This window comes from Micromonospora sp. NBRC 110009, assembly GCF_030518795.1.
Taxonomy (GTDB): Bacteria; Actinomycetota; Actinomycetes; order Mycobacteriales; family Micromonosporaceae; genus Micromonospora.
Genome location: NZ_CP130427.1, coordinates 6,159,443 through 6,175,080 on the forward strand (window position 1 = coordinate 6,159,443; position 15,638 = coordinate 6,175,080).

General features: G+C 73.3%; 13 protein-coding genes and 7 tRNA genes. 5 read left to right on the forward strand and 15 right to left on the reverse strand.

The window, feature by feature from the left end; all coding sequences use genetic code 11:
• Window positions 1-53: 53 nt before the first annotated feature.
• On the forward strand, window positions 54-815 hold the full coding sequence (locus tag Q2K19_RS29065) for an SDR family oxidoreductase (protein ID WP_302765308.1): 762 nt from the start codon (window positions 54-56) through the stop codon (window positions 813-815).
• A 148-nt stretch (window positions 816-963) separates the two neighbouring features.
• Here the strand turns inward: Q2K19_RS29065 and Q2K19_RS29070 are convergent.
• From Q2K19_RS29070 to Q2K19_RS29105, 8 genes are all read right to left on the reverse strand, one after another.
• Window positions 964-1,036, reverse strand: a tRNA-Arg gene (locus Q2K19_RS29070).
• Between the two features lie 30 nt (window positions 1,037-1,066).
• A tRNA-Leu gene (locus tag Q2K19_RS29075) sits at window positions 1,067-1,139 on the reverse strand.
• Between the two features lie 130 nt (window positions 1,140-1,269).
• A tRNA-Arg gene (locus tag Q2K19_RS29080) sits at window positions 1,270-1,342 on the reverse strand.
• 39 nt (window positions 1,343-1,381) lie between these two features.
• A complete protein-coding gene (locus tag Q2K19_RS29085; protein WP_302765309.1) occupies window positions 1,382-2,581 on the reverse strand; it encodes an RtcB family protein in 1,200 nt (399 codons plus the stop codon).
• 28 nt (window positions 2,582-2,609) lie between these two features.
• Window positions 2,610-2,683, reverse strand: a tRNA-Gly gene (locus Q2K19_RS29090).
• 28 nt (window positions 2,684-2,711) lie between these two features.
• Window positions 2,712-2,784 (reverse strand) — tRNA-Glu (locus Q2K19_RS29095).
• Between the two features lie 32 nt (window positions 2,785-2,816).
• Window positions 2,817-2,889: transfer RNA gene (locus Q2K19_RS29100), tRNA-Pro, on the reverse strand.
• Window positions 2,890-2,993: 104 nt separating this feature from the next.
• A tRNA-Trp gene (locus Q2K19_RS29105) sits at window positions 2,994-3,065 on the reverse strand.
• 350 nt (window positions 3,066-3,415) lie between these two features.
• On the opposite strand from Q2K19_RS29105, the gene Q2K19_RS29110 reads away from it, so the two are divergent.
• Window positions 3,416-4,024: a DUF6058 family natural product biosynthesis protein gene (locus tag Q2K19_RS29110; RefSeq protein ID WP_302765310.1), complete on the forward strand. Its 609-nt coding sequence runs from the start codon at window positions 3,416-3,418 to the stop codon at window positions 4,022-4,024.
• Here the strand turns inward: Q2K19_RS29110 and Q2K19_RS29115 are convergent.
• Together Q2K19_RS29115 and Q2K19_RS29120 are read right to left on the reverse strand one after the other, a co-directional pair.
• On the reverse strand, window positions 4,005-6,008 hold the full coding sequence (locus Q2K19_RS29115) for an elongation factor G (protein WP_302765311.1): 2,004 nt from the start codon (window positions 6,006-6,008) through the stop codon (window positions 4,005-4,007). The genes Q2K19_RS29110 and Q2K19_RS29115 overlap by 20 nt on opposite strands.
• Window positions 6,009-6,388: 380 nt before the next feature.
• Window positions 6,389-6,781, reverse strand: a complete 393-nt coding sequence (locus Q2K19_RS29120) for a hypothetical protein (protein ID WP_302765312.1) — start codon at window positions 6,779-6,781, stop codon at window positions 6,389-6,391.
• A 205-nt stretch (window positions 6,782-6,986) separates the two neighbouring features.
• Between Q2K19_RS29120 and Q2K19_RS29125 the strand changes: the two genes are divergently transcribed.
• Window positions 6,987-7,763 (forward strand): alpha/beta hydrolase, encoded by a 777-nt coding sequence (locus tag Q2K19_RS29125; protein ID WP_302765313.1) that lies wholly within the window; start codon window positions 6,987-6,989, stop codon window positions 7,761-7,763.
• An 85-nt stretch (window positions 7,764-7,848) separates the two neighbouring features.
• On the opposite strand, the gene Q2K19_RS29130 is transcribed toward Q2K19_RS29125, so the two are convergent.
• Window positions 7,849-8,355, reverse strand: a complete 507-nt coding sequence (locus Q2K19_RS29130; RefSeq protein ID WP_302765314.1) for a DinB family protein — start codon at window positions 8,353-8,355, stop codon at window positions 7,849-7,851.
• Window positions 8,356-8,457: 102 nt separating this feature from the next.
• On the opposite strand from Q2K19_RS29130, the gene Q2K19_RS29135 reads away from it, so the two are divergent.
• Window positions 8,458-9,495: a M4 family metallopeptidase gene (locus tag Q2K19_RS29135; protein WP_302765315.1), complete on the forward strand. Its 1,038-nt coding sequence runs from the start codon at window positions 8,458-8,460 to the stop codon at window positions 9,493-9,495.
• Between the two features lie 39 nt (window positions 9,496-9,534).
• Here the strand turns inward: Q2K19_RS29135 and Q2K19_RS29140 are convergent, their stop codons facing one another.
• The 4 genes from Q2K19_RS29140 to Q2K19_RS29155 all read right to left on the reverse strand — a co-directional run bounded on the left by Q2K19_RS29140 (window position 9,535) and on the right by Q2K19_RS29155 (window position 14,193).
• Window positions 9,535-10,368 (reverse strand): M15 family metallopeptidase, encoded by an 834-nt coding sequence (locus tag Q2K19_RS29140; protein ID WP_302765316.1) that lies wholly within the window; start codon window positions 10,366-10,368, stop codon window positions 9,535-9,537.
• A gap of 81 nt (window positions 10,369-10,449) precedes the next feature.
• Window positions 10,450-11,760, reverse strand: a complete 1,311-nt coding sequence (locus tag Q2K19_RS29145) for a D-alanyl-D-alanine carboxypeptidase family protein (RefSeq protein ID WP_302765317.1) — start codon at window positions 11,758-11,760, stop codon at window positions 10,450-10,452.
• A gap of 100 nt (window positions 11,761-11,860) precedes the next feature.
• Entirely contained in the window at window positions 11,861-13,504 is a 1,644-nt protein-coding gene (locus tag Q2K19_RS29150) for an MFS transporter (RefSeq protein WP_302765318.1), read from the reverse strand.
• On the reverse strand, window positions 13,498-14,193 hold the full coding sequence (locus Q2K19_RS29155; RefSeq protein WP_302765319.1) for an SDR family NAD(P)-dependent oxidoreductase: 696 nt from the start codon (window positions 14,191-14,193) through the stop codon (window positions 13,498-13,500). Before Q2K19_RS29155 ends, Q2K19_RS29150 begins: the two co-directional genes overlap by 7 nt.
• 216 nt (window positions 14,194-14,409) lie before the next feature.
• Here Q2K19_RS29155 and Q2K19_RS29160 point away from each other — a divergent pair, with 216 nt between their 5' ends.
• On the forward strand, window positions 14,410-15,621 hold the full coding sequence (locus Q2K19_RS29160; RefSeq protein ID WP_302765320.1) for a low temperature requirement protein A: 1,212 nt from the start codon (window positions 14,410-14,412) through the stop codon (window positions 15,619-15,621).
• The last annotated feature ends 17 nt before the right edge of the window (window positions 15,622-15,638 follow it).

Here is a 15,638-nt window from a genome sequence, read left to right on the forward strand (position 1 = left end):
ACTGTTGCGCGGAATGGGAACCTGATGTCCGCATTGTGCAAGGAGATGCCAGCATGCGAGTAGCCGTGGTCGGGGCCACCGGGCGGATCGGATCTCTGACCGTCGCCGCTCTGCAGCGCGACGGGCACGACGTCGTGCCCATAAGTCGGACTCACGGCGTGGACGTCGTCGCGGGCACCGGACTCGACGAAGCCCTGGCCGGGGTAGATGCGGTCATCGACACCACCAGCATCAACGCCGCGACCGACGCCGAGGCCGTCGGCTTCTTCACCACCGCCGCCGCCAACCTGCTCGCCGCCGAACAGCGCGCCGGGGTCGTCCACCATGTCGTGCTGTCCATCGCCCGGGTGCGCACGGTGCCCGGCAACCCCCACATGGCGGGCAAGCGCGCCCAGGAGGCCGCCGTCGAGGCCGGGCCGATCCCGTACACCATCGTCCCCGCGACGCAGTTCTACGACTTCCCGGCGATGGCCGCCGGGTGGGTCGAACACGACGGGGTCGCGCAGCTGCCGCCACTGTTGATGCAGCCAATCGCCCCCGCCGACGTCGCCGACATCCTTGCCCGGGTCGCCGTTGGCGCCCCGCAGGGCCGCCACCGCGACATCGCCGGACCCGAGCCGCAAGACCTGATCGACATGGCTCACCGCACGCTCGCTGTCCAAGGCAAGAGCATCCGGCTCGTGCCGACCTGGCATGGCGGTATCTTCGACGAGACCGCGGCCGGAGACGCCCTGCTGCCCGCGGCCGACGCCGAGATAGCCCCCACGACCTTCGATGAGTGGCTGGCGGCTCAACGTGAAGTCAGCGGGGGTTGAGGTGGCCACGATGGCGCCGTGACGTGGCGCAGCGGGTGCGTGGTTGCTGGTTGCCGGGGTTACGGAACGCGTAGGCGTCGCGCGCAAGGTCGCCCGGTTCTGCGGACCGTTCCCTGGCCACTCGGGACTCGATCGTTGCTGGCACCAGTGCCCCCGGCTGGATTCGAACCAGCGGCCTTCAGGTTCGGAACCTGATGCGCTCTCCGCTGCGCCACGGGGGCATGAGCGGCGCGAGATCGTCCCGCCGTCCGTACCCGGGGTGCGATTCGAACGCACACTGACCGCTCCCTGAAAACGGTGCCTCTGCCGTTGGGCTACCCGGGCCTGAACACGTGCGTGCCCTCGGCGCGATTCGAACGCGCACTGCGCGGCACCTCATGCCGCTGTCTCTCCCTTCCAGAGAGGGACGTGCTGCCACTTGCACCAGCACGCATGGGATCCGCACCGCGGACCGTGCCCCGACCAGGATTCGAACCTGGGCTCTCCGGTTTCGTAGACCGGCGCGCTCTCCGCTGCGCCACCGGGGCGGGCGACCGGCGCCCACCCCCCTCGGGGCGCCGGTCGGTTCAACCCTTCACGCAGACGACCTGCTTGAGGTGGGCGACCACCTCGACCAGGTCTTCCTGCTGCGCCATCACCTTGGTGATGTCCTTGTACGCGCCGGGGATCTCATCGACCACGCCGGCGTCCTTGCGGCACTCCACACCGGCCGTCTGCCGGGCCAGGTCCGCGGTGCTGTACGTCCGCTTCGCCTGCCCCCGCGACATCCGCCGCCCGGCGCCGTGCGACGCCGAGCAGTACGCGTCGAGGTTGCCCTTGCCGCGCACGATGTACGAGCCGGTGCCCATCGAGCCGGGGATGATGCCCAGGTCGCCCCGGCCGGCGCGGATGGCGCCCTTCCGGGTCACCAGCACGTCCACCCCGTCGTAGGTCTCCTCGGCCACGTAGTTGTGGTGACAACTGATCGGCTCACCGAACGAGACCTGCGGGAACTCGTCCCGCACCACCCCGCAGAGCAGGGCGAGCATGACGGCCCGGTTGCGGCGCGCGTACTCCTGCGCCCACCACAGGTCCCGGCGGTAGGCGTCCATCTCCGGGGTGCCGGCGAGGAACACCGCGAGGTCCCGGTCGGGCAGGTCGGTGTTGTGCGGCAGGCCGCGGGCGACCGACATGTGCCGCTCGGCCAGTTCCTTGCCGATGTTGCGCGACCCGGAGTGCAGCATCAGCCAGACCTGACCGTCGTCGGGGCCGCCCTGCTCGAGGCAGACCTCGATGAAGTGGTTGCCGCCGCCGAGGGTGCCGAGCTGCCGCTGGGCCCGGGTCTCCAGCTGCGCCACCTTCCGGTCGAGGGTGCCGAAGCGCCGCCAGAAGTCGTCCCAGCCGCCCTGTTCCAGGCCACGGATCCGGCGCGGGTCGACCGCGTCCTCGCGCTTGGCGAAGCCGACCGGGATGGCCGCCTCGATCGCGGCACGCAGCGGCGCGAGGTCGTCGGGCAGGTCGGCCGCGGTGAGCGAGGTGCGGACCGCCGACATGCCGCAGCCGATGTCGACGCCGACCGCCGCCGGCGAGACGGCCTGCCGCATGGCGATGACCGAGCCGACGGTGGCGCCCTTGCCGAAGTGCACGTCCGGCATGACGGCGACGCCCTGCACCCAGGACAGCGCACCGATGTTGCGCAGCTGCTTGGCCGCCTGCTCCTCGATGGTCCAGGGGTCGGTCCAGACCCGGACCGGCGCCCGGGTACCGGCCAGCGGGGTGAAACCCATCGTCGTCTCCTTGTTCGTGGGATGTTCGAGCGGTTGGCCGGATTCGAACCGGCGGTCTTCACCGTGGCGAGGTGACGCGCTGCCTGACTGCGCTACAACCGCGAGGTGGTCCCGGGGCCGGGACCGGGCGTAGGCCGTACGGGACTCGAACCCGTAGCCTCCCGGGTGAGAACCGGGTGAGCTGCCAATTGCTCCAACGGCCCGTGCGGGACGGCGGATCGCCGTCGCCGCGGAGTCCGGGACCGCGGAATCGAACCGCGTGTCTCTCGCGCCCAAGGCGAGCGGGTCAGCCAGCTCCCTCGTCCCGGATGCCGGCCGGGCGCGCGGGGCGCCGGCCGGGATCGTGCTCATGCCGTCCACTGTGGAGTTGAGAAGGAGCGACGTCGCCGGCGGAAAGCCGGGACGGGTGAGGCAGGGGCGGCAGGATTCGAACCTGCGACCGTCGGGTTTGGAATCCGGTGCTCTTCCGTTGAGCTACGCCCCTCGGGCGCCGGTGACGAAAAAGCCGCCCGGTCCCTGATTGCGGGGCGGGCGGCTGCGCGGGTGTCGCGCCGGCGCTAGACGCGCCACCACCCCGGTTGCCACCGCTGCCGTCGGCAGCTGCCCAGGCCGCGTTCGGCCAGCAGGGCACCGCCGCGCGGCGTGGGCCGCGGGGCCTGGGTGCGGTTCTGCTGCGACACGGTGTGCTCCCTGGGTGGAACCGGTTGACGTTGCCCGTTCACGGTAGGGGCAGCGGGGAGGGCACCGCAATGGATATTCGCGAGGACGTTTCGGCGGCCCCCGAACGGTGCCGGCCCTAGCCTTGTCGGCGGCACGGGAGAAAGGGGGGCTGGCATGGAGTTGCGGCGACGGGTGGCGGAGCGGTTTCGCGAGGTCAACGGGGTGCACCCGATGACGGCGGCGGACGACGCGTACGTCAGCGCGCAGTTCGTGGTGCTCGACGAGTTGTGCGCGGCGACCGGGCGGGACCCGGACGACGTACGCGGGTTGATGCTGGACCGGCGGCTGCCGCTGCCGGGCTATCTGCGCTCGGACGGCGCGGAGATGGTCCCGGCGGAGCTGTTCGCGCTGGCCGAGCGGGCCGGCGGGGTGGCGCGGCTGGTGGACTGGTTCGTCGGGTGCTGGGCCGACCCGGTGCGGGGCGCGGCCGAGTGGGACGCCTACCTGAGCGGGCAGTACGTCTGCCTGCGCACGGTCACGCCGGAGACCATCCGGCGCAAGGACGAGCTGACCGCGGCGATCGAGGCGGCGCCGGCCGCGCCGGACGCCGGGTCGGCGGCCTGGCTCGACCGGCTGCACGCGCTGGTCGACGATTTGGACGCGCTGGAGCCGGCGTTCACCGGGTACGACCGCCTCCGGTTCGGCGGCCCGACCTCGCGGGACACCTGTGTCGACGAGGTGCGGGCCCGGTATCCGCGACCGGTCAGCCCGGTCGAGGGCTGACCCGACGGGCGACGGCCAGCAGGTACTCCTTCCGATGCAGCGGGTCGTGGTCCCAGCGAGGGCGGGTCGGCACGGGTCCGCGTACCGGCCGGTAGTGGTCGAACTCGGATTCGAGGGTGCCCTCGCCCCGGGTGAGGGACGGCAGGCGCTGCTCCAGGGCGTGCACCCGGCCGGCCGGCACCTCCCCGTCGAGCAGGTACGACCCGCCGCGCAGGGTCGCCGTGCCGGGCACCGCGTCCAGGGTGGCCAGCACGGGCAGCACCGTGCCGAGCAGATCGGCCGGCAGGTCGAGGCGGAACCGGTGGAGCGGTTCGTGGACCCGGGTGCCGGCCTGGCCGAGCGCAGCCATCAGCACCAGCGGGGTGAGGTTGCGGAAGTCGCCGGCGGTGCTGGACATGCTCTTGTCGAACACCCCGTGGGCGTGACTCTGCCGGGCCCAGTAGCCGCCGTGGGTGAGGGTGACCACGCAGTCGACGACCTCCCAGCCGTGCAGGCCCTGGCGCAGGGTGTCCCGGACGGTCTCCTCGATGGCCTTGAGGAAGGCCAGCGGCATCGAGCCGAGCTCGATGCCCAACCGGAACTCGACGCCACTGTCGATCGGCGCCGGCTCGATCCTCAGCCCCACCGTGCCGAGGAACGGGTTCGGGTCCTTGCCGATCCACTCGACGGCGGCGCCGACGCCGACCGGCCGTTCCACGCAGACGGTGGTGGTCTCCCGGAAGGTGACCGGGACGCCGTACTCGTCGGCGAGGGTGGCCTGGATGACCTCCTTCTGCACCTCGCCGTAGAGCGACACGGCGATCTCCCGGCGCAGGTCGTCCTGGCGCAGGTTGATCAGCGGGTCCTGCTCGGCGAGCTGGGCGAGGGCGGCGTGCAGCGCCGGCCGGTCGACGGCCCGCACCGGTTCGACCACCGTCTCCAGGGTGGGCGGGGAGAAGTGGTGCCGCGCGCCGGGCCGGTCGGGTGGGGTGCCGAGGGGGTCGCCGACGCGGACGTCGGTGAGGCCGTGCAGGCGGGTGATCCGCCCGGCACCGACGGAGTCGCTCGGCCCGGCGTCCCCGCCGTCGAAGACGTCGATGGCGGTGACCTTGGCCTCGTGGTCGCCCCGGTAGCGGATCCGGTCGCGGACCCGCACGCTGCCGGCGTGGATCCGGGCGTACGCGATCTTCTCGCCGGCCGGGCCGCGTTCGACCTTGAAGACGGTGCCGGAGAGCGGGGCGTCGTCGTCCCCCTCGGCGGCCGGCAGCAGCTCGGTGATGGCGGTGATCAGGTCGTCCGCCCCGGCACCGGTGATGGCCGAGCCGGCGTGGACGGGGTGCACCCGGGCCCGGGCCGTCTGCGCGGCGAGCGCCGCCCGCAGCCGGGCGCCGGTCAGCGAGCGCTCGTCCTGGACGTACGCGGCGAGCAGCGTGTCGTCGTGCGCGGTGAGCAGGTCGACCAGGCGGGTGGCGTGGCCGGGGTCGTCGGGCAGGAAGGGGCGCCAGCGGGCGGCCGGGGTGCCGGCGGCCTCGACCCGGCCGAGGGCGATCACGTCGGGGCTGAGCCGGTCGGCGATCTGGCGCAGCACCCGGTCCGGGTCGGCGCCGACCCGGTCCACCTTGTTGACAAAGATCAGGGTGGGGATGCCGAGCCGCTGCAGGGTGCGGGCCAGCACGCGGGTCTGGGCCTGGACGCCCTCGACGGCGGAGACGACAAGCACGGCACCGTCGAGCACGCTCAGCGCCCGTTCCACCTCGGCGATGAAGTCGGGGTGGCCGGGGGTGTCGATCAGGTTGAGGGTGATCCCGGCGACGGCAAAGGAGACCACGGCGGAGCGGATGGTGATGCCACGCTGCCGCTCCAGCGCCATGGTGTCGGTACGGGTGCTGCCGTGGTCGACACTGCCGAGTTCGTCGATGACGCCGGCGCTGTGCAGCAGCCGTTCCGTCAGGCTCGTCTTACCGGCATCGACATGGGCGAGGATTCCGAGATTGAGGGTCTTCACGCAGCGTCATGTCCTTCAGGTAGGCGATCGTTCCCTTCTGCTGGGACATGGACGCAGCTCGCATCGTGGTGCTCCTCCACTCGTGGATGTCGTTGCTCGAATTGCAGCAACCGGCGGAAGCGCCGGCAACCGATTAACCCGGACGGGTGACGGATGGCTGCGGGGCAGGATGTTGCCGCGCGGCAGCGCCGGAACAGGGTGGTCCGGACCGGGCCGCGCCTCAGGCGCGTGCGGGTCACGGCGGTTCAGCCGCCGGACGGATACGGCGTCAGCGGCGCGGGAACGTGCCCCGCGCGGTGGCGGTCTGCCTGGGGCCGGTCGGGTTCGGGTCGGCGCACCGGCTCAGCCGATGGCCGGGTCAGACACCGGCAGGACGGGGCCTAGCCGGCGTGGGCGACCGGGCGGCGCTTCATCTCCTCCATGAAGGGGAACCGCGCGGTCAGCTCGGCGACGGTCGTCCCGGCCCGCCACGCCGCGGCCACCTGGGCGACCTGGAGCAGGTCGGTGGCGTCGCCCCGGGCCTGGACCTCGCCGGAGACCCGCAGGTCGATCATGAAGTAGCGGGCCTGGGAGCCGAGGCCGACGCAGACCACGCCCCGGGGGGAGGTCAGCTCCGCACAGGTGAAGCGGGCCCGCCCCTGCTCGGGGGCGGTCACCTGGCCGACGTCGAGCTGGTGCCGGGCCGCCGTGTCGCTGAGCGCGGGGGCGAGACCGCCCTGCTCGACCAGGTCCGGGTAGAGGCGCACACCCAGCGCCGTCGACACGTCGCTCATGACTGACTCCCACTTCCTCGTGACAGAGACCAGCAGCACGCAGGTTACGGGGATGTTTCCGGCGCGCATGGTCATCCTGTCCCTCGGCCGGCCGCACGGCAATAGGAACCGTCCATTCGGCCTCGTTCGGAGGACCTTTCCTGCCCCCTGGAAGCGCCGAACTGCGCCCGGGCCGCCGAGCTGCACCGGCGTACGATCCAGCGTCATGGCGCGGACCCGGTGTGACTTCTTCTCCGAGGCGCTCGGCCTGGGCACGTCGATGACCGTGCTGCTGCCCGAGCGGAGTTCGTCCGGGATCGGCATGGCGGCCGGCGCCGTCGCCGGCGACCCACCGGTGCTCTACCTGCTGCACGGGTTGACCGACGACGACACCGTCTGGACCCGGCGCACCTCGATCGAGCGGTACGTGGCGCCGCTGGGACTCGCGGTGGTGATGCCGCAGGTCCAGCGGAGCTTCTACACCGACGAGACGCACGGCAACCGGTACTGGAGCTTCCTCAGTGAGGAACTGCCCGAGGTCTGCAAGTCGTTCTTCCGCCTCTCCGACCGCCGCCAGGACACCTTCGTGGCCGGCCTGTCGATGGGCGGCTACGGGGCGATGAAGTGGGCGCTGCGCCACCCGGACCGGTTCGCGGCGGCCGCCAGCCTCTCCGGCGCACTCAACGCCGCCCACCGGCGGAACCACCCGACCAGCCCGATGGATCCGGCGGTCTGGCACACCGTCTGGGGCGACCGGGAGACGGCGGGCGCCGACGACGACACGGTGGCGCTGCTGGAACGCGGCGACGACCTGCCCGCGCTCTACGTCGCCTGCGGCACCGAGGACTTCCTGTACGAGGACAACACCCGCTTCGTCGCGGCCGCCCGCCGGCGCGGGGCGCCGCTGACCGTGGACTTCTCCCCCGGCGACCACGACTGGGCGTACTGGGACGCGAAGATCCAGAACGTGCTGGCCTGGCTGCCGCTGCGGCGTGACCGCTGATTTCTCCCTCCACGCTGCTCGGGTGACGGGCCGTCGGGTTGGGCCTCCGTCGGGCTTCGGACACCCGGGCGCGGGCCGGCGACCCTCAGACGCCGACGGTGCCGTCGACGGCCTCGCGGAGGAAGTCCGCGTGACCGTTGTGCCGGGCGTACTCGTGCATCATGTGCAGCATCACCAGGCGCAGCGAGACGTCCTCCGCCCAGCGCGCGTTCCACGCGGTGACGTCGAGGGACTCCGCGTCGCGCTCGATGCGGCGGGCGTGCTCCACCTCGCGCCGCCACGCCTCGAAGGCCGTCGCGACGTCGGCGGTCCCCGCGTCGTACGCCTGCTGGAAGTCACCGGTCTCCGACCAGACCAGCGGGATGTCCTCGCCGTTGATCACCCGGCGGAACCACTGCCGTTCCACCTCGGCCATGTGCCGGACCAGGCCGAGCAGCGACAGCGTCGACGGCGGGGAGGACTGCCGGCGAAGCTCCTCGTCGGACAGCCCGTCGCACTTGAGTTCCAGGGTGGCCCGGTGGAAGTCGAGGAAGGCCCGCAGCATTTCCCGCTCCCCGGCCACCAGCGGCGGCCCGATCCGTTCGGTCTCCACGTGGTCCTTCCTCGCCGGCCGCCCGGCCTGCTCGTGGTTGCTTGGCAGTGATCCCGGCCGAGCCTAGTCTCAGCCCATCGATCCACCTCCGAAGGGATCTTGATGAACCCCCACATCCGACGCTCCGCGCTGGTCGCCTCGGCGGTCAGCGCGGCGCTGGTCGCCGGCGGCACGACCGTCCAGGCCGCCGGCGATTCCTACGACCACACCGCCACCGCGACGGTCTTCGCCCCGAACCCGGTGCAACAGCTCGGCGACGAGTCGCTGACCGACCAGAAGGACGCGGACTACCCGGCGCTGGCCGGCGCGTACCGGTCGGTGCTGCTGACCAACCTGGACGGCTCCGGCACCCTCACCGGAAAGTACGTCGTGGTGAAGAGCGAGACCGGCTCGCCGGCCCGCGCGGTCGACGGGTCCTTCCCGGCCTGGCACCGGGACGCCGACCAGTTCGAGCAGGTCATGGGCTACCACTGGGTCAACACCGCCCAGGCGTACCTGCAGTCGTTGGGCTTCGGCAGCACGCTGCGCCCGGTCAACCAGCGGCAGATCGAGCTGCGGGTCAACCAGTACGGCGGGGACAACTCGTTCTTCCGCGAGGACAAGGCCAACATCACCGTCGGCAAGGGCGGGGTGGACGACGCCGAGGACGCCGAGGTGATCGTCCACGAGTACGGCCACTCGGTGCAGGACGGCCAGGTGCCCGGCTTCGGCACCACCCTGGAGTCCGGCGCGATCGGCGAGGCGTTCGGCGACTACCTGGCGGTCGCGGTGACCAGCTGGGCGACCGGGGTGCCGACGAAGACCCCGGAGGCCTGCGTGGCCGACTGGGACTCCGTCTCCTACACCCGCAGCGCCCCGCACTGCCTGCGCCGCCTGGACGGCACCAAGGTCTACCCGGGCGACCTGCGCGGCGAGGTGCACGCCGACGGCGAGATCTGGTCCCGCGCGCTCTGGGACATCCGCAGCGCGCTCGGCGACCGCAAGGCCACCACGCTGATCGTGGAGGCACAGTTCGCCTTCGCCAAGGACACCACGTTCCGGGACGCGGCGCTGGCCACCGTGGCCGCCGCGCAGCGGCTCTACGGCACCCAGGCCGCCGCCGCCACCCGGGCCGCGTTCGCCGCCCGCGGCATCCTCTGACCGCCGCCGGTGGGCGCCGCCGCCGGGCGGGGGCGGCGCTCACCGGAGCGAGGACCGGGCCACCGGGAAGTCGAAGTACGTGTCCGGGTACGGCTCGTCGGTGTAGCGGTAGTGCCACCACTCCCGGGGGTAGTTCTCGAACCCCTGCGCGGTCATCAGCCGCTTGAGCAGCTGCCGGTTGTCCCGCGCGGCGCCGGTGATCCGGCTGTCGGCGGTGTGCGCGCGCGGGTCGAAGCAGTCGAATCCGGTGCCCATGTCGACGGAGTTGTCGGGGAAGCGGTGCCCGGCCGCCGCGGTGCACGGGACCAGCGGCTGCCCCGGCAGGTAGGCCGGCTGGTCGGGGGTGGGCACCGGCACCAGCGTGAGGTCGAGGGTGCTGCCCCGGCTGTGTGCGGTCGGCGCCCCGATGTAGCCGTCGGCGAAGAGCCGGGTCTTGGGCTCGTCGGGGTAGAACTCCCCCTTCATCTGCTGCTCCCCCGGCAGCTTCGCCCAGGCGACGAAGTCGTCGACCGCCCGCTGTGGGCGGTAGCAGTCGTACACCTTGAGGCTGCGGTTCTGGGCGAGTGCGGCGGCCTGCACCCGGTGCAGCGCCTCCGCCGCCTTCCTGGTCAGCAGGCAGAGCGGTGCCGGATAGCCGGTGACCGGCCGGCCGACGAAGTTGTGCGCGGTGGCGTACCGGATCTCGGTGCGGATGCTCGGGTCGGCGGCGGCGAGGTCGACGAAGTCGGCCGGGGCGCGCGGTCCCGGCGGGGTGGCGGACGGCGCGGCCGACGTCGGGGCCGGCGGCGGGCGGGGCGCGGGCCGCTGGCAGGCGGCGGCGAGCGCCGTGGCCAGGACCGCCAGGACGGCTGCGGCTCGTCTCCCGCTCCCCACCCTGCCGTGTCTACCAGGCTCGCCCGGTCGCCGGGACGGCAACCGGTCAGCCGTCGAGCGCTGACCCGACCGGCCGGCCGCTCAGCCGTCCTCCGGACGTTTCGCGGCCGGCGGGCCCGCCGGCGGCGGCATGGCGGCGAGGGCGGTGGCGTGCCGGCGGCGGCGCGCCAACAGCACCGCTCCCCCGGCCACCAGCACGACACCGACCCCCACCGACGGGGCGGTGCCCGGCCAGCCGCCGCCGGCCCCGGAGGCGGTCCCGTGCAGCCCGGCGCCGCCGGCGAGCGCCGACGCCGCCACCGTCGGCGCCGGGCTGGCCGAGCTGAGCTCGCCGGGTCCCACCAGCCGGCCGACCGAGGCGTTCCGGGGCAGCCCGAAACCCCAGTCGAGCAGGGCGGCGCCCTGCTGCCAGCCGCGCTGGATGGGGATCTCCGCGCCGAGCAGGGTCACCACGAGCCGCCGTCCGCCCCGCTCGGCCGCGCCGACGTACGTGTGTCGGGCCAGGTCGGTGAAGCCGGTCTTGCCGCCCAGCGCGCCCGGGTAGTGGGTCAGCAGCTGGTTGTCGTTCTGGATCTGGAACGGCTTCTCATGCAGTGCCAGCTGGCCGGGGATCTCCGCCGTCCGGGTGGCGGTGTAGCGCCGGAAGGCCGGATCGGCGAAGCAGGCGCGGGCGATCAACGCCAGGTCGTACGCGCTGGTGAACTGGCCGGGCGCGTCCAGGCCGGACGGGGTGACGGCGTGGGTCTGCAGCGCGCCGAGCCGGCGGGCCTCCTCGTTCATCGCGCGTACGCCCCCGGCCTGCCCGTCCGGGCCGCCACCGAGCCGGGCCAGGGCGTTGGCCGCCTCGTTGCCGGACTTGAGCAGCAGGCCCAGCCAGATCGTCTCGATCCGGTACCGCCCGCCCTCGGCCAGCCCGACCGCCGAGCTGCCCGGCTCGATGGCCAGGTCCTCGGCGGTCACGGTCACCTCCTGGTGCGGGTTGAGCCTCGGCAGCATCGTCGCCGCCAGCAGCAGCTTCTGCACGCTGGCCGGGACCCCGTACTCGTGCGGCCCGCAGCCGCCGAGCACCGCGCCGCTGTCCAGGTCGGCAACCAGCCAGGAGGTCGCGGTGACGGCCGGCGGAGCGGGCGTCGCCGGTGGGACGACCAGCCCGTCGGTGGCCAGCGCCGCCCCGCCGACGGCCCGCGCCGCCGGGTCGGCCGGCGGCGGTGGCTGCGGCGGAGGGGTCGCCGGTGCGGGCACGTTGGGGCAGGGCGGCGGGCCGGCCGGCAGCCCGGTCCGGCCGCTCCGGGCGGTCGACGCGCCGGCCCGGGCCGCCGCCAGGGCGGGCGTCGGGAGGGCCAGCGCCGCCACAAGCAGGGCGGCGGCGAGCGCCGTGGGCAGGCCTCTCATGTCCCCGGAGGCTAACCAGGCCGACCCGATCGGGTCGCCTGCTCGGGCGTTCACGTCCGGTGGCCGGAGGCGATCGCTAGGCTGCCCGAGGCCGCCGGGATCACCCGGAGCCCGGCATCGGCGAACCGGCGGCGGCCGTCCACTCGGCGGCGGCCGGCAGCAGGTGCCGCACCGCCGGGGTGCACTCGGACAGGTCCCGCGCCCGCTCCTCGGCCCGCTGGTCCGCCTCGGTCAGCCGGCCACCGTGCTGGCGCAGATGCTCGTCCCAGGACGGCACCAGGTAGACCTCGGTGAACTCGTCCGGTGTCTCGCCGGCACGGAACAGCCCCCAGCGCATCGCCCCGGTACGCTGCCGCGCCCCCCGGACATGCTCCATCGCCTCCAGGAACTCGGACTCCTGCTGCGGCTGGATGGTGTAGGTGACGGTCACCAGCACCGGCCCGACCCGGGGATCGGGCTGCAGCGCCAGCGAGAGGGGCGGCCGGTAGGCGGTCGGGTCCTTGACCATTCCCCGCAGGTCGGGCAGCGGCCAGATCTGCGACGTCACCGCCCCGACGAGCATCAACGCGGCCGCCACCAGGAAGGCGCCGACCAGCCCGCCGACGTCGGCGACCACACCCCAGATCAGGGCGCCGACGGCCTGCCCCCCGCCCTGGACCACCTGGTAGACGGCGAGACCGCGGGCGCGTACCCAGCCGGGCAGGAAGAGCTGGATCTCCGCGTTGACGTTGGCGAGCACGGTCACCCAGGCCACCCCGGCCGGCAGCAGCGCGACCAGCACCACCGGGACGCTGCGGACCGAGGCCACGACGATCAGGGTCACCCCGTACATGGCCCCGGCCAGCAGCAGGAACCGGTTCGGGCTGATCAGGGTGCGGATCCGCGGCATCAGCAGGGCACCCAGGATGGCGCCCACCCCGAGCGCGGCCAGCAGCAGGCCGTACCCGCTGGAGTTCAGGCCGAGCCGGCGGCTCGCCACCAGCGGCAGCAGTGCCCACAGCGCGCTGGCCGGGATCACGAAGACCAGCGCGCGGCGCAGCAGCCGGCGCACGATCGGCGAGTGCCGCACGTAGCGGCCACCGGCGCGCAGCGCCGCGGTGAACCGCTCCGGCACCTCCACCGTGTTGGCGTCCCCAGGCCGCCACCGGACCAGCGCCAGCGCGAAGACCAGGAACGCCACCGCGTTGAAGCCGAACACCGGGGCCACGCCCACCTGCGAGATGAGCACACCGGCGGCGGCCGGACCGACGGCCCGGGCCACGTTGACGCTGATCGAGCCGAGCGCCGACGCCGCGCGCAGCTGCGCGCGTGGCACCAGCTCCGGGATCACCGCGGCCCACGCCGGCAGGGTGAGCGCCTGGCCCACGCCGAAGGCGAAGGTGAGGGTGAGCAGCAGCGCCGGCGGCATCCGGCCGGTCGCCGTGAGCACGGTCAGCCCCGCGGCCACCGCCACCAGGAACAGTTGGACGGCGATCAGCAGGTGCCGGCGGTCGAAGGTGTCCGCCAGCGCACCGGCCGGCAGGGCCAGCAGCAGCATCGGCAGCAGGCTGGCGGTCTGCACCAGGGCGACCAGGGTGGAGGCGTTGGCCTGGTGCACCAGCAGCCACTGGGCGCCGACCGTCTGCATCCAGGTGCCGATGTTCGCCGCGAGCAGGGCCAGCCACAGGCTGCGGTAGGTCGCCGTGCGCAGCGGCGACCACGCCGAGACCGAGGGCTCGGCGCCGGGGTCGACCGCGGTCACCATCGCCCGTCCGCGCGCAGCACCTGCTCTCCGGAGACGTAGAGCGCGTCGGGGGCCAGCCGGAGCAGTCGTACGACCTCGGCGGCGACCTGCTCGGGCAGGGCGTACACCTCGTCGAGGAACCGGTCGCCGACCCGCTCCTGCAGCCGGGTCGGCATCGGACCGGGATGCAGCTGCATCACCTTGATCCGGTTGCTGTGCTGCGCCTCGGCCAGGGACTCCACCAGGCTGTTGCCGTAGCTCTTGGTGGCCCGGTAGAGCGGGATGCCGGGGCGCGGCTTGGTCACCGCCAGCGCGCCGACGTAGACGACGTTGCCGAAGCCCTGCCGGTGCAGGTGGTGCAGCGCCTCCCGGAGCACGTACGTGGTGCCCAGCGCGTTGACCTCGACCACCCGGCGGATCCGCTCCGGGGACAGCTCGGCCAGGTCACCGCCGCCCCACATTGAGGCACAGTCGGCCACCCCGTCGATCCCGCCGTGGCGCTGCACCACCTCGGCGAAGGCGTCCCGGACCTCTGGATAGAGGGAGATGTCGCAGGCGATCCCGGTGCAGCCGAGGTCGTCGGCCGTCGCGGCCACCTCGCTCGCCACGTCGCCGAAGATCACCACCTGGTCCTCCGCCACGAGCCGGCGGGCGACCTCCTGACCGAGGCCGCTGGTTCCCCCTACCACGATGAACGTCCTGGCGCCCATGCCTCCCCCAACGTCGTGGCGCACGAGCGGTTCGCGGGTGCGTTGCGCCGCCTGGCTACCCGCTGACGTCGGCGCCACACCAGGGCGTCGGGACCGGGCCGAGCCGGGCCGGCGAGTTCCGCTCGTGCCGGGTGCGGGCAGAAGCTCCCCGGCCGGCCCCGCTGGACGTAGCGTCCAGACCGTGGACAGCGGTGGCCGGAGGGGGGGTGACGTGCCATGTCGGACGGGGCTGGCGGCCGACGCCGCCGTGGGCTCCGCTTCCCGGTCAGCCCGACCGGCGAGGGCCAGACCGTGACCCGGTTCGAGCTGCTGTTCGACCTGGTGTACGTCTTCGCGATCACCCGCGTCTCCGAGTACATGGCGCACGCCCACAGCGCGCCCGGGCTGGTCCAGGGCCTGCTGCTGCTCGCCTTGCTCTGGTGGACCTGGTCCGGGTACAGCTGGCTCGGCAACCAGGCGCGGGCGGACCAGGGCCTGCTGCGGGCGGCCATGTCGGTGGCGATGGCGGCCATCTTCGTCGTCGACCTGACCATCCCCGAGGCGTGGCACGACGCGCCGGGCGGCCTGTACGGCCCGCTGGTGCTCGTCTGCGCCTACCTCATCGTCCGGTGCGTACACCTGGTCGTCTACTCGGTGGCGGCGGCCGGCGACCCGGGCCTGCGCCACCAACTCGCGATCACCTGGGTCCCCACCGCGGCCGGTGCCGCCCTGCTACTGGTGGGGGTCCTGCTCGGCGGCTGGCGGCAGACGCTGTTCTTCGCCGCCGCACTGGCCGTCGACTGGGGCGTCGTCTACCTCACCTCCCGCCGCGGCAACTGGCGGATCCACAGCGCCACCCACTGGACCGAGCGGCACGGGCTGTTCGTCATCCTGGCGATCGGCGAGTCGATCCTCGCCCTCGGGGTCGGGGCCACCAACCAGCCGGTCAGCACCCCGATCCTGGTGGCGGCCGTGCTGGGCATCGCCGTCGCCATCGGCCTGTGGTGGCTCTACTTCGACCTCGTGTCGCCGGCCTACGAGCACCGGTTCCGGGAGGCGCAGGGCCAGGCCCGGACGATCCTCGCCGCCGAGGCGTACACCTACGGTCACTTCCCGATCGTGGCCGGCATCGTCCTCGCGGCGCTCGGCGTCGAGGGCGTGCTCGCGCACGCCGGCGAACACCGACCACTGGGCGTCTTCTACGCCGCCGCGCTGTGCGGCGGAACGGCGCTCTACCTGGCGGGGCACCTGGCCTTCGCCAACCGCATGCACTATGCGCTGCACGTCGGGCGGTTCGTCACCATGCTCGCGCTGCTGGCCTGGCTGCCGGCCGCCGCGGTGCTGCCACCGCTGGTCGGGCTCACCGGCCTGGCGCTCATCCTCGCCGCGCTGATCGTCGTGGAGACCATCCGGTACGCCGACATCCGGCCGTCCCTGCGGGGCGAATGAGCCGCGCGCGGCGCGGC

Bases quoted from the DNA above. Each gene is read 5' to 3' on its own strand.
- Q2K19_RS29120 (WP_302765312.1), bottom strand. From the start codon at position 6,781: ATGAGCGACGTGTCGACGGCGCTGGGTGTGCGCCTCTACCCGGACCTG.
- Q2K19_RS29160 (WP_302765320.1), top strand. From the start codon at position 14,410: ATGTCGGACGGGGCTGGCGGCCGACGCCGCCGTGGGCTCCGCTTCCCG.
- Q2K19_RS29085 (WP_302765309.1), bottom strand. From the start codon at position 2,581: ATGGGTTTCACCCCGCTGGCCGGTACCCGGGCGCCGGTCCGGGTCTGG.
- Q2K19_RS29145 (WP_302765317.1), bottom strand. From the start codon at position 11,760: ATGAGAGGCCTGCCCACGGCGCTCGCCGCCGCCCTGCTTGTGGCGGCG.
- Q2K19_RS29065 (WP_302765308.1), top strand. From the start codon at position 54: ATGCGAGTAGCCGTGGTCGGGGCCACCGGGCGGATCGGATCTCTGACC.
- Q2K19_RS29125 (WP_302765313.1), top strand. From the start codon at position 6,987: ATGGCGCGGACCCGGTGTGACTTCTTCTCCGAGGCGCTCGGCCTGGGC.
- Q2K19_RS29135 (WP_302765315.1), top strand. From the start codon at position 8,458: ATGAACCCCCACATCCGACGCTCCGCGCTGGTCGCCTCGGCGGTCAGC.
- Q2K19_RS29150 (WP_302765318.1), bottom strand. From the start codon at position 13,504: ATGGTGACCGCGGTCGACCCCGGCGCCGAGCCCTCGGTCTCGGCGTGG.
- Q2K19_RS29155 (WP_302765319.1), bottom strand. From the start codon at position 14,193: ATGGGCGCCAGGACGTTCATCGTGGTAGGGGGAACCAGCGGCCTCGGT.
- Q2K19_RS29110 (WP_302765310.1), top strand. From the start codon at position 3,416: ATGGAGTTGCGGCGACGGGTGGCGGAGCGGTTTCGCGAGGTCAACGGG.